Below are 15028 nucleotides of genomic sequence, written 5' to 3'. Positions count from 1 at the left end.
GATGCCCGTCGTTAAAGCGATCGACCAGCTGTGTGGCCTTTGCGGCATCGAGACGGAGTTCGTCGACTCACGGGGCGAAACGGTCCGCGTTTCCGCCGACACCAAGCGCGAACTCTTGGCGGCCATGGGCATCGATGCCTGCGACGAGGCACGGCTGCCGGCGATCATGGCCGAGCTGGAATATGAGCATTGGCTTCGAATCCTGCCGCCGGTCAAGGTCGTTCGCGAGGGCGAGGATTCCCGCGTCATCGTCTGTACCGTGCCTCGTCAGCTCGATCATGTGCTCATGACGTGGATTCTGGAACTCGACGATGGAAAGCGATGGGACGGAGACTTCTGCCCGGCCGAGTTGGCGCTGGTCGGCGAGCTGGCGATTCAGGACCAGTGCTATCGGCGCTACGCCTTCACCCTGCCGGTTCAGCCTCCTCTGGGCTATCACCGACTGACGGTCGAGTACGCGGAGCGAAATCTCAAAGGCAGCATGAGCCTTATCGTGACGCCTGAGCGCTGCTATCTCCCGCCGGTTCTGCAAGAAAAACAAAAGGTCTGGGGATTATCGCTGGCTCTTCACGCCGTACGCTCGCAACGCAACTGGGGCATCGGCGATTTTACCGATCTCAAGGGCTTGGTCGATTACGCCGCCGAGCATGAAGCAGCGATGATCCGGGTGAGTCCGCTCCAAGCCCTGAAACCGGTGAAGCCGGAAATCGGCAATGCTTACGAGCCGTCCAACCGGCTTTTTTACAATGTGCTGTACCTCGACGTCGAAGCCATTCCCGACTTCGCCGAGTCCGAGGCCGTGCAGCAAGCCGTCGCGGATCCGGAATTCCAGGCGCAGCTACGCGCCCTGCGCGCCGAAGAGCTGATCGACTATACCGAAGTGGCGGCGGTAAAGCTCGGCATCCTGGAATCGCTCTTCGCTCATTTCCGCAACAAGCATTTGCGGAAGCTTTCCAAACGCGGAAAAGCCTTTCGCGCCTATCAGTCCGCGCGCGGGCCTGTTCTTTATCATCAGTCGCTGTTCGACGCGCTGTGCGAACGCTTTGCCCGCGAGGGCGCCGGATATTCGGCGTGGACCGATTGGCCGGCGCAATTCAGGGATCCGTCGTCTCCCGAGGTACAAAGCTTTGCGGCCGAAAATGCCGCCGGGCTCGACTACTATGCCTATCTCTACTGGCAGGCGGAACAGCAAATCCAGTCGGCCGGGGACCGCGCCGCGGAGCTCGGCTTGAGTATCGGCTTATGCCTGGAATTCGTATTCAGTGCCGCCGCGGGCGGTGCGGAAGTCTGGTCGCAGCAAACCTACCATGCGCCCGGCATCCGGCTCGGTTCGCCGCCGACCGAAACCTGCCCGGACGGCGGCGTCTCCACCATTTCGCCCTTTACACCACCGAGTCTGAGAGAAGCGGCCTACCGCCCTTTCACCGCCAGTCTGCGGCAGACGATGCGGCATGTCGGCGCCGTGCTGGTGCACAAGGTGACCGACTTGGCCCGGCAGTACTGGATTCCGGCCGGCGGGAGCTCCGAGGACGGCAGCTATGTCGCCTTTCCCTTCGAGGACCTCCTGGGGATCCTTGCCCTGGAAAGCCAGCGCAATCGCTGTCTGGTGCTGGCGACCGACGGCGAAACCGTTCCGGCGGACATCATGGAACGGCTGAAACACGCGGGCGTGCTGCCTTGCGAATCGCTGTTCTCCCACTGGAAGACCGAAAAATTCCTGCCTACACGGGAATATGCGCCGGAATCGGCCATCGTCACGTCCGGGATCGACGAGCCGCCCCTCAGAGGATTCTGGCTCGGGCGCGATCTGGACGAACGCACGGCATTGAAGCTCTTTGCCTCCGAAGATGCCCGCCACGACGCCGTCGTGGCCCGGGCAGTCGCCCGCGCTCGCCTGCTTGTCACGCTGGAACAGGAAGACTTGCTGCCGGCCGACATCAATATCCATCCGATTTCCGTGCCCGATATGATGCCCGACATGGTGCGCGCGGTTTATCTTCTGCTGTCCCGAACCGCGGCCGACATCGTGCTGCTGCGGCTGGAGGATGCCCTCGGGCAGGCCGACCAGCTCGTGATCCCCGGCGCGCCCGACGATTTTCCGAACTGGCGGCGAAAACTGCCGCTGGAATTCGAACAGTGGCGCAAGGAAGATACCGTCACCGCCTTGCTGCACGCCTTGGCCGAAAGGCGCAGCGGAATTCCGAAAACCCAGATCAAAAGCAAGACGGCGATAGCCGGGGGCGTCAGCTTTTCCATTCCGCGCGCCACTTATCGGTTGCAGTTCAACCGCGATTTCACCTTTCGCCAGGCGACGGAAATCCTGCCTTATCTTCAGGACCTAGGCATCAGCCATTGTTATGCGTCTCCGTATCTGAAAGCGCGGCCGGGCAGCACCCATGGCTACGATATCGTCGATCATGGCGAACTGAATCCCGAAATCGGCAGCCAGGAAGATTTCGACCGATTCGTGTCCGAGCTCGCACGGCGCGGCATGGGCCAGATTCTGGATATGGTGCCCAACCATATGGGCGTCATGGGCAGCGACAACATCTGGTGGCTGGACGTGCTCGAAAATGGACCGGCTTCGGATCATGCCGATTTTTTCGATATCGACTGGTCGCCGGTCAAAGACTATCTGCGCGGCAAAGTCCTGCTGCCCACCTTGGGGTCGCCGTACGGAACCGCATTGGAAAGCGGAGAGCTGGAACTCGCTTTCGACGCCGAGGAGGGTTCCTTCTCCGTTTACTACGGGCCCCACCGGTTCCCGATCGATCCCAAGGAATATCCGCGCATTCTGGCTTACCGGCTGGATCAGCTGAAAACCGCGCTCAGTCCGGATGATTCCCACCTCGCGGAATTTCAGAGCCTGATAACGGCTTTCAGCCACCTGCCCGGCCGCTGGCAGACCGGCAAGGACAAGCGCAACGAACGCAACCGGGACAAAGAAATCCACAAGCAGCATCTGGCGCGGCTGTGCGCAGCCAGCCGGGACATCTCGCAGTTCATCGCCAAGAATGTGAGCGAGTTCAACGGCATGCCCGGCGTTCCGGCAAGTTTCGACCGGCTCCACGAGCTTCTCGAATATCAAGCCTACCGGCTGGCTTATTGGCGGGTTGCGGCGGACGAGATCAACTATCGCCGATTCTTCGATACCAACGATCTGGCCGCCTTGTCCATCGAAAACGAGGATGTCTTCGAGGCCACCCACCGGTTCGTCCTGGACCTCATCGCCCTGGGAAAGATACAGGGACTCAGGATCGACCATCCGGACGGACTTTACAATCCGGGAGCCTACTGCCGGGCGCTGCAAGATCGCGTGCTGGCGTTGACCCGGACGGAAACCGCGGAATCCGAGGACCAGGCCGCCGCCACATCGGAAGCTCGGGCGTTCTACGTCGTGGTCGAAAAGATCCTCGCTCTGGACGAGAGCCTTCCCAGCCAATGGCCGGTCCATGGCACGACCGGCTACGACTTCGCCAACCTGGTCAACGGCCTCTTCATCTGGCCGGGGGCCGAGCAGGCGCTGGATGCCTTCTACCGGTCCTTCTGCAGTTTTCCCGTCGATTTCGACGAATTGCTTTACCAATCAAAGCGCTTGATTCTTAGGGTCGCCCTTTCCAGCGAACTCACGGTGCTCGCCAACCGGCTGAGCCGGATCGCGGAAAGCGACCGCCGCACCCGCGATTACAGCCTGAACAGCCTGCGGGATGCACTGCGGGAAATCATCGCTTGTTTTCCGGTCTACCGAACCTACGTAACCGGCCGGGGGATATCCGAAACCGATCGGAACTACATCGAGCTCGCGGTCGAGCACGCGAAAAAACGAAGCCTGGTGGGAGACCTTACGATCTTCGATTTCGTCCGGGACGAACTGCTGACGATTCTGGCGGAGGGCAAGAGCGACCGGTATCGGGAACAGGTCGTCTCGTTCGCGATGAAATTTCAGCAGCTGACCGGCCCGGCCATGGCGAAAGGCATGGAAGACACGGCTTTCTACCGCTACAACCGTTTCGTGTCTTTGAACGAAGTCGGTGGCGATCCCAGATATTTCGGCGTTTCGCTCGCCGATTTTCATCGCCGTAACGAAGAACGCAGCCAATTCTGGCCCCATTCCCTATTGAGCACCTCGACCCACGATACCAAGCGTTCCGAGGATGTGAGGGCCCGCATCGACGTGTTGTCGGAGCTTCCCGATGAATGGATAGCGCGCGTCCGTAACTGGAGCGAGCTCAATCGGAAGAAGAAAAGCATGGTCGACGGCGATCCGGCCCCGTCGAGAAACGATGAATACCTGATTTATCAGACTTTGGTCGGAACCTGGCCGCTGGGAGAGCTGAACCCGGAAAGCGCGGGGAACTACGTGCAGAGATTGGAAGCCTACATGGTCAAGGCGATGAGAGAAGCCAAGCTGTTCAGCAGTTGGCTGAATCCGAATTTACCCTACGAACGGGCAGTCTCGGATTTTCTGCGGAAACTCGTAACTCCAGGAGAGCAGGACGAATTTCTCCGCGACTTTCGCGATTTTCTGTCGGGCATCACCCGCGCAGGTTTGCACAACAGCCTGGCTCAAGTCCTGCTTAAGCTCACCGTTCCCGGCGTGCCGGACGTTTATCAGGGAAACGAGCTGTGGGATTTCAGCCTGGTCGACCCGGACAACCGTCGGCCGGTGGATTATGAGCGGCGACAGCTTTTATTGAACGAGATCAAGGCATGGGATGGACTGACTGCGCCGGAGCTCGCACCGAAACTCGGTGAGATGCAAAGCGATATGAGCGACGGGCGAATCAAGCTGTATGTCACACGGGAAACGCTGCGAGTGCGGCAACAGGATCCGGATTTGTTCCGCCGCGGCGGCTATCATCCGCTGGAAGCCGAGGGGAAAAAAGCCGAACACCTGTGCGCGTTTCTCCGCCGCTTCGGCTCGCGCACGGTGCTGGTGGCGGTGCCCCGCTGGATATTGCGCCTCGGCAACGGCGCCTTATCGCCGCTGGGCGATGGGACGGTTTGGGACGATACCCGCCTGACGCTGCCGCCTGCCGTCGCCGGCACTTATGCGCACTGCCTCACGCGGGAACAGGTAACGCTTGGCGGCGCGGCCCCGCTGATGGCAACGGAATTGTTTTCGGGCTTTCCGCTGGCGTTGTTGGTCAAGGTGGATTAGTGGGTTTTCACATCCGATAGAAGAAGCCGCCGTAGGCAGCACCTTGAATCCGAAAGCACCATAGGTCGTTTGGCAGGAGTTTGTGATGCGTCGTATCAGATACAAACCTTTCAAACACACTTGTAGAAGCATTATCCCGGTCCTGCTGATCGTCTCGCTCGGACTTTTTTCGGCCTGTGCCGACCGTGTGGTCGAGTTGCCCGCAATCTCGCCCACCGAGACGCGGCTCCACCAACCCGGCCGTTTTGTCTGGCACGATCTCGTGACCGACGATCTACCCGCCGCCAAGCGTTTTTACGGAAGCCTGTTCGGCTGGCGGTTTACCGACTCCACTCAAGGTGATTTCGACTATTCGATTGCCTGGAACCACGGACGTCCGATTTCCGGTCTCGTGGCTAAGGATACCGAACCGCCGCACCCCGCGAATCAGTGGCTTAGCTTGCTTTCGGTCGAGAATGTCGATCGCGCGGTGCAGCTGGCCGAGCGATCCGGCGGAACCGTGCCGCTGACGCCGGTGAACGCGCCGGAACGGGGACGTTTCGCCGTTATCCGCGATCCGGACGGTGCTCCGCTGACGGTAATCCGTACCCGATGGGGCGATCCCGAGCCCATCGAACCCGAGGAAAACGACTGGTTTTGGGACGAATTGTGGGCCGAGGACCTCGACAAGGCGACACGGTTCTACCATGAGCTTGCGGGATATCAAGTCGACTCGTGGCCGCGCGAGAGCGGCAAGCAACCGTATCTCATCTTCAAGCGCGAAGGGACTCCGAGGGCCGGACTCGCAAGACAGCCCCTGGCCGGGGGACAAGCGGCCTGGCTGCCGTACATTCGAGTCTCGGATCTCGCCGGAACTGTTGCCGGCGCGGAAAGTCTCGGAGGTAAGGTGCTCATCGCTCCGCACCCCGACATCCGCTCGGGAACGGTCGCCGTGATGACCGATCCGTCGGGAGCGATGTTCGGCATTCAGCAAATACCGCCTTCACGATGAAGCAAGAGGTCCGATCATGAAAGCAGCCAAAAGGCCGATCATCCTGATCATAGGGCTGATCCTCGTTGCGCCATTACTTAGCGCTTGTAGCAGCGTGAGGCCGTACGCGGGTATCGGCATTTCCGGGCCAGGTGTCCGATACGGTCCGGTTCATATGCGTACCGGCGTGAGCATCGGATTTCCGCTGAGATGAATCCGACCGGCTGGAGCTCACAAAAGGACCCGAGCGTCACTCGAACCTTGGAATCTTCATTCAAGGAAAAGTATCGCAATGAGCAAAATAGGACATCTTTCGGCGCGTCCGGAGCGGATAAAGATCAAGAAGTCCGCCCCAACCGGCCTGCTACCGCTCAGACTCGAAGAATCCAAGCGTAGCGGGCATCTCTATATTCCAGAGAGCTATCGGGGAGGCCGCGCTCTTCCGCTGGTGTTGTTGTTTCATGGAGCCGGGGGCAATTCCCAGCACGGTTTGGCCCCTCTCTTGAAGTTGGCCGATCCTTGCGGATTGATCCTGGCGGCGCCCGCATCGCACGAATTCACCTGGGATGTGATCATCGAAGAGTATGGGGTAGACCTCACCCAAGTCGATCGGGTCTTGAGCCATGTGTTTACCCACTATGCGGTCGATCCGTCGCGAATCGCGATCGGCGGCTTTTCGGACGGCGCGTCTTATGCGCTCTCGCTGGGCGTCATGAACGGTGACTTGTTCAGCCATATCCTCGCGTTTTCGCCGGGCTTCATGATATCCACCGTACAGCGCGGAAATCCGCAGGTATTCATTTCCCATGGCACGGACGATACCGTGTTGCCTATCGACAAATGCAGCCGCCGCATCGTGCCGCAGCTGAAGCGGGCCGGCTATGAGGTTGTCTACCGGGAATTCGAGGGCGGCCATAGCGTTCCCTCGGATATAGCGCAGGAGGCTGCCCGTTGGTTTGCCGGAAAAACGGGGCTGCATTGATCCCAGCGGGTCTCTCCTGATCAGAAATAGAAATGGAGACCGGTCCCGAAATACTCGATGTGCCTTTCGAAAAACTGGCCGTTCGGCGAGCGCCCGTTGAAATATTCGAACAGCCACTGCAAGCGCCGACCCTCCAGCCAGGCGCTGCGAAACTCGATGCCGGCACGCGCCGAATAGCTGGCGTCCCAATCGCCTCCTTCGGCAGCCTGAATGTCCAGTGCCGCGACCGGATACAAGAGTTCGGTAAATACTGGATAGGGGCTCGTCAACTCGAATCCGCCTTGAACAAACCAGGGTTCGAGATCGCCCGGATCGGTTCGGAACAGCCCTCCTCCACCGCCATAGAGGCGCAAGAAATCGCCGAAATTCCAGGAGAGCAAGAGATCGGCGCCCTCGAAGGAAAGATTGATGCGATCGACCCGATTGCGCAGCAGGTACTCGTCGCCCAAATGCGAACTTTGGTGGAAAACGCGCGCCTGGGCCGAGAACGGGCCGGTTCTGACGCTCACCGGCAGCGCCACGAAGAAATCGGAGTTCACCAGATCGGTAGAACTCGCGTTCAGATTGAAAATCGAAAATACGCCGGCCTGGAGTCCGACTTGCCAACTGGCGCCCAATCCTTCCCATCCGTAAAACGGAAGCGTCGCACCGAAGTTTGCGGAACCGACCGTGTTCAGTTCTTCATCGCTCTGGTAAAACTGGACGGATGCGGAGAAACGCGGCCATTTCGGATCGGCGATCAGCGACTCGAAAGCCTTGGCCGGCGGAAGCCAGCCCGTATAGCGCGTCAGTTTTTCGGAAGATGGCGCCGGCTGAGTTTCGGGGACCGGCTCGCTAACCGCAATCGACGCGCCGCCGGGTCTTCCCACTTCGACCTGCAACCCCTCTATGCCACGCAGAGCGTCAGCGACCGTTTGCGGGTTCCGTCCTTTGAGTTGATCCGGATCGAGCACCAGCCGACCGTTTTTCACGCTGGGTTTCGCATCGCTCAGCCCGAAACGCATGTCGAGCACGGCCGAAGCGTAGCCTTCGAGGAAACGATCGTCTCTCGGACCGGCCGGCTGAGCCGCAGAAGGAATGAAAAAAACGAGGGAAAGTACCCATCCATAGTGCGAGCGCATGGAATAACTCCTGAAATCCATTCGGGGTGCAGCGTGATCTTAGTCCGTAGGCAAGTTCCAGGCAATGCCGGAAACCCGCGAGCCCTTGCGCCGATCAGGCCAAACGAAGAAAGGCTTGGCGTATGCCGCTCGCTCCGAATCTCTTGAAAATCGCGGCCGAGACCCCATTGTTCTTTCAGCCGGCAAGAGTTTGAACCGCTTAAAAGGAGGTATGACCTATGTTCAACAGACCCACGCCATTCGAGAGCAGCTTATTCGACGAGTTCCAACGCCTGGAGCGGGAGATGGACGATCTATTCGGCCGTTGGTCTTGGCCGATTGGAATCAGATCCGCCACTCGCGGCAGTTTCCCCCCGGTGAATGTGGGCGCCACATCCGACGAGGTGGACGTTTACTTGTTTACCCCGGGTGTCGATCCCAAGACACTGGACATCTCCATTCAGCAGAACGTGCTGTCCGTCTCCGGCGAGCGGAAATTGCCGAAAAAAGAGGATGCCAACTACTATCGCCAGGAGCGTTTCGACGGCGAGTTCCGGCGCGCGATCACGCTACCGGAAGATGTGGATGCCGATCGAGTCCAAGCCCGTTGCGAGAACGGCATTCTGCACATCAAGGTACAGCGGCGCGAGGCGGCCAAGCCTCGGCAGATCGAAGTGAAATGAGCAAAAGGAGAACATCATGGCTGAGACACAAGATGTTGCAACAAGGCAGTCCGCCGACGTCCAAAAGCCCGAGCGTCAGGTGGTGTTGAACCCGCCGGTCGATATCTGCGAAGATGCGGAGGGCATCACGCTGGTAGCCGACATGCCGGGAGTATCGAGAGATCGACTCAACATAGAAGTCGATAAGAACAGTCTGCTTATCGAGGGTGATGCGCATTTCGACATGCCGGAGGGCATCCAGGCGCTATATGCGGACATCCGTTCGACGCGATACCGCCGGAGTTTCTCGCTCAGTCCGGAACTGGAACCGAACAACATCGACGCCACACTCAAGGACGGCGTGCTCACTCTGAAAATTCCCAAGCGGGCCGAATTGCGTCCGCGCAAGATTGAGGTGCGCGTGGATTAGCCGGAGCCAGCCTTTTGGATTCTGCGATGTCGAGGCCCGGTGTTCGGAAGCGCCGGGCCTTGCCATATCCGCGAATCGGATTTGAGCCGGCAGATGTAAAATCGATTACAAATGACACAGGTAACAATAAGGCGTATGCCAAAGTTCTATAAGGCAAATTGAATTGACCTCCGCCCCTTTCAATAAACGAAAGACGACCGGCCGCAAGCGGCGGATCGTCGCCGACGATTCCCGCTTGCAGGAAGGCGTCCTTGTCCTTTGGAACGATGACAAAGGCTTCGGATTCGTGCGTCCATCCATGGGCGGCGACGACTATTTCGTCCATATCAGCGTACTCGAGGAGGGTACGAGCCGGCGCCCACAGGTCGGAGACATCATTTTCTACAACGTGGCAAGCGACGTTCCCGGCAAGAGGCGCCTTTCCTACGCCGCGATCAAAGGCGTCGATATCACGGCGAAAAAGCCGACCGAGGGTATCCTAGCCACCCCGCGTTCGCCATTTCTCTGGACCTTGATCGGGTTGCCCATCCTCTTGTCGTGCTATCTGATCTGGCGGACATACAATCCGATTCCGTTCTTTTCTTACGTTTTCCTGAGCGTCCTGGCCATTATGCTTTATGGACTGGATAAGAAACACGCGATAACCGGCCAATGGCGCATACCGGAATTTTACATGCACATGATAGAGTTGATGGGAGGCTGGCCGGGGGCGCTCCTTGCGCAGCACGATTTCCGCCATAAGATACGGAAGACCCGCTACAGGATAATCCTATGGGGCATTATTATCTGCCACGGACTGGCGTGGGCCGCGTTTCTCGCGGTCGATTTTCTTGGGCCCTAACCCTGATCAAGTTCGGGCGGAAACCGGCCGATCATGAATGAACGCTTTTCAACGTAGCGGACGGGGATTCTCCGCTAGCGCCGACTTCCACAAGTTCTTCGGAAACCGGCAACCTGATGACGAACTCGCTGCCTCTTCCGGGACCCTCGCTGCTGGCTTCGACCCGGCCCCCGTGTAACTCCACGAGTTTTTGGACGATCGTCAGACCGATACCGAGACCGCCTTGCGAGCGGTCGATGGTACGCTCGGCTTGAGTGAACAGATCAAAGAGCCTCGGCAACAGATGGGCCGGTATGCCCTCACCCGTATCACGTACACGAATGACCGCCTGGGCGGATTCACGCGCCACCGTCAGCCTGATTTTGCCGCCAGAAGGCGTGTACTTGGCCGCATTATTGAGTATGTTCGAGACAACCTGCGCCAAACGCACCGGATCCCCATAAATCTGCACCGGTTCTTCCGGTAACGAAACCGCGAGTTCGTGATGACGAGCATCGATTAACGGCTTGCTGGTTTCGAGAGCCTGTTCGATAACCGTGGCAACCGTTATGGCGCGCTTGTGCAAAGTAATCTTGCCCCTGATGATGCGTGAAACGTCCAGCAGGTCGTCCACCAACCGGGTCAGATGGCCGGCTTGACGATCAACGACATCGCGCGCCCAAGCCAATTTGGGATCGGCCACACCGATCTTGCGCATGACCTGCACGGCGTTTCGAATCGGAGCCAAAGGATTTCTGAGCTCATGACCCAACATGGCCAGGAACTCGTCCTTGCGGCTATCGGCATCGCGAAGACTGTCTTCGACCCGCTTGCGTTCCTGAATCTCCAATTTAAGCTGGCGGTTAAGCTGCATTAACTCTTGCGTGCGTTGCGCAACCCTCTCTTCCAGATTAGCGTTCAGTTGCCGAATCTTCTCCTCGGCCGCCTTGCGTTCCTGTATTTCCTTGATCAATCGCCGGTTAGTCTGTTCCAGTTCCTCCGGGCTGGGCATGGCGAGAGCCTGGGGGATCAACGGCCATAGCACAACGGCAGCGACGACCGAAATCAGGGCAGTGAACAGCTTGACAATACCTTCCACCTCGTAGATCGGCTGCCAGACCGTCCAGGCTTCCAACAAATGAGTCGTACCGCAGGCGAGAATGAAGGCGCCGAAGAGCAAGAAAATATTGCGAAAGCGAAGATTGCGGCGGCGCAGGACGAAGTAGATCAAAGCGCCTGGAATGGAATAGTAGGCCAGCGCCGTCATGACGTCCGAAAAAACATGCAGATAAAGCAAGGAAGGACGCCATAGCAGGCAATATCCGTGAGGCATGAGCCCGTCAGCTGAAATTAATGTTTGAAGACTATCCCACATGGTTTGTATCTCTATGAATCTACTCATACCTCGATTCCGCAGGCGATCAGAAATCCGGCAATGATCGGGACTGATAGCCAACGGGGATAGGCCTTAAGTGGGGAAGCTTAAATCGAGTCGATCGGTTGCACACCTCCAATCGACCAATCAATCGGATTGCTACATTGCTACAGAGCGCCGGCTAAGCCCCCTCCCCTTGTAGATGGGCGCCGAAAAGGAGGCAATCACCGAGCGTCTATAGATGCTCAAATGGCGTCTAAGTTCCCGCGCTATCTTGCTTTATCTCCCGATCCGCCGCGGAAGACCGCCCTCTTTCGTGACCGGCATGGTTTAAACGGGGAAACCAAGATCGGCAACCAGCGCCGGGCATTCAACAAAATCAAGGATGCAAAATAATAACAGGTCGATTGATAGCGGTTGTCCGGTTTCAGCAGGCTTCATTTTATATATCCCTCCAGAATCTACTCGAAAGCCTACCGATCGCCATAAGCAAAGGCAGTAGAAACACGACTCTATAAGGGGTTGCCGAGCGTAACCGATGTGCTTCACAAAAACATACGACACAACCAATGAGCCGGTCACTTTATGAAACATATCGTACCTCCCAAGAGATATGCTGCCGATAGGCGATTCCACTTTCGCGGCATTTGTCACAGTTAAGAGATAAGTATATTCACGGAGTTTTACATTTTTTTGCGATAGATTAGCAAGCTCGCCATCTAATAGGTAAGGCTTCTTTTTTGCATGCCCCACGTAGACCGCGGAGCCAACAAAGGCGCCGGTGCGCGCCGGGGCTCATATCCCCGGAAGGCCGGTTCGACTCCGGCAAGCCCTTTCCCGCGGATGGACAGGTACCGAATCCATGCTCAGTAAAACTGGGACTTATTTTTAGGTCGGCTTAATGAGTATTGATATATATTGGTCAGCCGATCTTAAAACCGAATTGAATGCCTATTCAATCATGATTTGCCTTTCACACTAAGAGGCCTTTCCGTAATGATTAAACGTAATGTTCAATCAAGAATATTATTTTCTGGAGATCAGAGATAATTCTAGCGACGTCACTTGACCATCCGTCTTTGTGCTGCTTTTCGTCACGATTTATCTATGTGATCGAGATGCTCTTTAACGATCTAAAAAACGGCTCTTTGAGGGCAATCGGATAATCCTAAATGCCTACTGCCTTGCTAAGCGAACGACAAGATCGTTCCGTCATACGGCTCGCCTTCAGAAACTGAACCACCGCCGACCGGTCAAAACCTTGAAAAGTTTCAGCGAAACCTCGGCTCATCAATGAAAAAGAGGACTTATGTCACGCACGAGCCTCGTCAAAACGTATAAGGTGGCGCGGCGCGTGGTCATCGGAGTGGTCGGATCTACCGTAGTGTTGATCGGGATCGCTTTAATCGTATTGCCGGGTCCAGCTTTTCTACTCATCCCTTTAGGCCTGGCAATTCTGGGCATCGAATTCGCCTGGGCGCGACACTGGTTACGTGTCGTCAAACGACGAGCCAAAGATCTCAAGCAAAGTGCCGACGATATCAAACGGAAAGCTAGCAATCTGATCGGGAAATGAACCGGTAATACTGTGAGCAAAATAAAGAGTCAGTTACCCGATGACACACTTCCGATAACTTGCCGGCTGCGAAGCGATTTTTTCTCGCATTTGATCGAGCCTATGGCCGATGCGCCCGACTATCGTATCGGCGAGCACTTAACGCTTGGCTTATCGACAGGGAATAAGAGTAGTTCTGAAAGTCGCAACTCTCATGTTACAGGAGGTTTTCTCATGAGAATCTACAAGGCATTTTCAAAACCTCGGCCAGGTATTTCTATCGTCTGTTTGAGTGCTATGGGATTATTCGGTTGTGCATCCGAAACTCCGCCCATCAATACGATTTCGACAGCGGATACGGCTCTCAACCAAGCCATGATGGTAAAAGCGTCGGAATATGCCCCGGCGGAAATACAACGTGCCATGGATAAATTGGGACGCGCCAAGAAGGCTTTGGCTGACGAGAAATACGAGGATGCGCGCCGTCTGGCCGAGCAGGCCCAGATCGACGCCCAGTTGGCCGAGGCTAAAGCCCAGTCGGAAAATGCCCGCCAAATGGCGCAGCAAGCCCAGCAAACCATCGAAGAGCTGCGCCGCGAGGCGGAAACCAGAGGTCGGCGCACTGACGACGTGAATCTCTAAAGGAGGCAACGCTATGTCAAGGACGGACAATAATCTCCGTTATTCACTCGCGATTCGCTGCTTTTCGCTAGGCATAATCACCCTATGCGCAGGCTGCGCCACGCAGAACGAATCCTTGGAAAAGGCTCGCCTGTCGTATTCGCAAGCCCAGCAAGACGTCGAGATCGCACAAAATGCTCCAGTCGCGCTCGCGGAGGCGGGTGAAACCCTGCGGCAGGCCGAAAACGCTGACGATGAAGACGAAACCACCCATCTCGCCTACATCGCCCAGAGGAAAGTCGAGATCGCACGGGCCATAGCCGAAACCCGAAAAGCCGAGTCCGAGACCCAGCAAATCCTCGACGAACGCGAGAGGCTGCTTCTACAACAGGAGCTTTCTGCGCTTAAGGCCCAGCAGACCGAGCGTGGTCTTATGGTTACCTTGGGCAGTGTGCTATTCGAATACGATAAAGCCAACCTCAAACCGGGCGCTCAGCAAGAGCTTTATCAGTTAGTGAATACGCTTAAACAGCACCCGGATCGCAACGTCCTCATCGAAGGGCATACCGACAGCCGCGGATCGGAGTCCTATAATGAGGAGCTGTCTCTGCGCCGCGCACAAGCCGTGCAGGATTTCTTGCTTAGAAACGGCGTCAGCCCGGACCGTATCGTGACCCGCGGATACGGCGAGGCTTATCCAGTGGCTTCGAACGATACGAACGCCGGACGGTTACAGAACCGTCGCGTAGAAATATATTTGTCGGAACCGGGCAAACCAGTCGCCGAACGAGGTAGATGATATCAACCGAAGTCGGAACTCAAAGTGAAGCCAGGCGTCATATAACCGTCGTTCGTCAGCAGTTACATCGTATGTGTCGGCCGCTGCGACTCGAGGCTGCCGGCCAGGTAGTTTTCGATTCGGGCACGGGTAGCCCCGCCGTCCTCGTCGCTGAATTGCACGCCGATACCCGCGGCGCGAGAACCCTCCGCACCGTTAGGGGTAATCCAGATAATCTTTCCGGCTACCGGAATCCGTTCGGGTTCATCCATAAGATTCAGCAACATGAATACTTCTTCGCCCAGACTGTAGCTGCGGTTCGTCGGAATGAACAGCCCACCGTTCTTGACGAACGGCATATAGGCGGAGTACAGAACATTTTTATCCCGAATCGTTAGAGACAGAATGCCTTGGCGTACCTTGTTTTCGCTTGCACTCATGATAGGTCCCAGTCCGCTTGCGGCGACTGTCCGAGTTGCGCCCAATGAATCAAAAGCTCCTCCAAAAGCAACTGGCGGTTGACTTGACCGTTCAGCGCGCGTTTTGCTTGCAGCAATAAGTCGAGGAATCCGAA

12 protein-coding genes are annotated in these 15028 nt (G+C 57.1%); 9 read left to right on the top strand and 3 right to left on the bottom strand.

The features are described from left to right. Window position 1: 1 nt before the first annotated feature. The 3 genes from treY (at window position 2) to ABJK70_RS04545 (ending at window position 7113) form a co-directional block, all read left to right on the top strand. Entirely contained in the window at window positions 2-5161 is a 5160-nt protein-coding gene (gene treY, locus ABJK70_RS04555) for a malto-oligosyltrehalose synthase (RefSeq protein WP_347257459.1), read from the top strand. An 85-nt stretch (window positions 5162-5246) separates the two neighbouring features. Beyond that, on the top strand, window positions 5247-6152 hold the full coding sequence (locus tag ABJK70_RS04550; RefSeq protein WP_077729298.1) for a VOC family protein: 906 nt from the start codon (window positions 5247-5249) through the stop codon (window positions 6150-6152). A gap of 271 nt (window positions 6153-6423) precedes the next feature. Continuing rightward, window positions 6424-7113, top strand: a complete 690-nt coding sequence (locus ABJK70_RS04545; protein WP_086133103.1) for a phospholipase — start codon at window positions 6424-6426, stop codon at window positions 7111-7113. Window positions 7114-7133: 20 nt separating this feature from the next. On the opposite strand, the gene ABJK70_RS04540 is transcribed toward ABJK70_RS04545, so the two are convergent. Further along, window positions 7134-8234 (bottom strand): DUF1207 domain-containing protein, encoded by a 1101-nt coding sequence (locus tag ABJK70_RS04540; RefSeq protein ID WP_347257458.1) that lies wholly within the window; start codon window positions 8232-8234, stop codon window positions 7134-7136. Between the two features lie 218 nt (window positions 8235-8452). Here ABJK70_RS04540 and ABJK70_RS04535 point away from each other — a divergent pair, with 218 nt between their 5' ends. From ABJK70_RS04535 to ABJK70_RS04525, 3 genes are all read left to right on the top strand, one after another. Then, window positions 8453-8896 carry an Hsp20/alpha crystallin family protein gene (locus ABJK70_RS04535; RefSeq protein WP_347257457.1) on the top strand — a complete coding sequence of 148 codons (444 nt, stop codon included), beginning with the start codon at window positions 8453-8455 and terminating at the stop codon, window positions 8894-8896. Between the two features lie 16 nt (window positions 8897-8912). Continuing rightward, window positions 8913-9305, top strand: coding sequence for an Hsp20/alpha crystallin family protein (locus ABJK70_RS04530; protein WP_077729294.1), 393 nt, complete (start codon window positions 8913-8915; stop codon window positions 9303-9305). Between the two features lie 163 nt (window positions 9306-9468). After that, window positions 9469-10146 carry a DUF1294 domain-containing protein gene (locus ABJK70_RS04525; protein ID WP_347257456.1) on the top strand — a complete coding sequence of 226 codons (678 nt, stop codon included), beginning with the start codon at window positions 9469-9471 and terminating at the stop codon, window positions 10144-10146. 31 nt (window positions 10147-10177) lie between these two features. Here ABJK70_RS04525 and ABJK70_RS04520 read toward each other — a convergent pair whose 3' ends face one another. Further along, entirely contained in the window at window positions 10178-11527 is a 1350-nt protein-coding gene (locus ABJK70_RS04520) for a HAMP domain-containing sensor histidine kinase (protein WP_347257455.1), read from the bottom strand. 1282 nt (window positions 11528-12809) lie between these two features. On the opposite strand from ABJK70_RS04520, the gene ABJK70_RS04515 reads away from it, so the two are divergent. From ABJK70_RS04515 to ABJK70_RS04505, 3 genes are all read left to right on the top strand, one after another. Then, the gene (locus ABJK70_RS04515) at window positions 12810-13076 is read left to right on the top strand and encodes a PGPGW domain-containing protein (protein WP_077729291.1); all 267 of its coding nucleotides are present in this window, start codon (window positions 12810-12812) and stop codon (window positions 13074-13076) included. Window positions 13077-13178: 102 nt separating this feature from the next. Next, a complete protein-coding gene (locus tag ABJK70_RS04510; RefSeq protein ID WP_139840988.1) occupies window positions 13179-13697 on the top strand; it encodes a DUF4398 domain-containing protein in 519 nt (172 codons plus the stop codon). A gap of 13 nt (window positions 13698-13710) precedes the next feature. Then, the gene (locus tag ABJK70_RS04505; RefSeq protein WP_086133098.1) at window positions 13711-14475 is read left to right on the top strand and encodes an OmpA family protein; all 765 of its coding nucleotides are present in this window, start codon (window positions 13711-13713) and stop codon (window positions 14473-14475) included. 62 nt (window positions 14476-14537) lie between these two features. Here the strand turns inward: ABJK70_RS04505 and ABJK70_RS04500 are convergent, their stop codons facing one another. Further along, window positions 14538-14894 (bottom strand): PilZ domain-containing protein, encoded by a 357-nt coding sequence (locus ABJK70_RS04500; protein ID WP_077729288.1) that lies wholly within the window; start codon window positions 14892-14894, stop codon window positions 14538-14540. Window positions 14895-15028: the final 134 nt, after the last annotated feature.

Origin of the sequence: Methylocaldum sp. (assembly GCF_039794385.1) — a bacterium.
Lineage (GTDB): Bacteria > Pseudomonadota > Gammaproteobacteria > Methylococcales > Methylococcaceae > Methylocaldum.
Note: the sequence above shows the minus strand (reverse complement) of the source record. Positions and strands in the feature narration are given on the sequence as shown.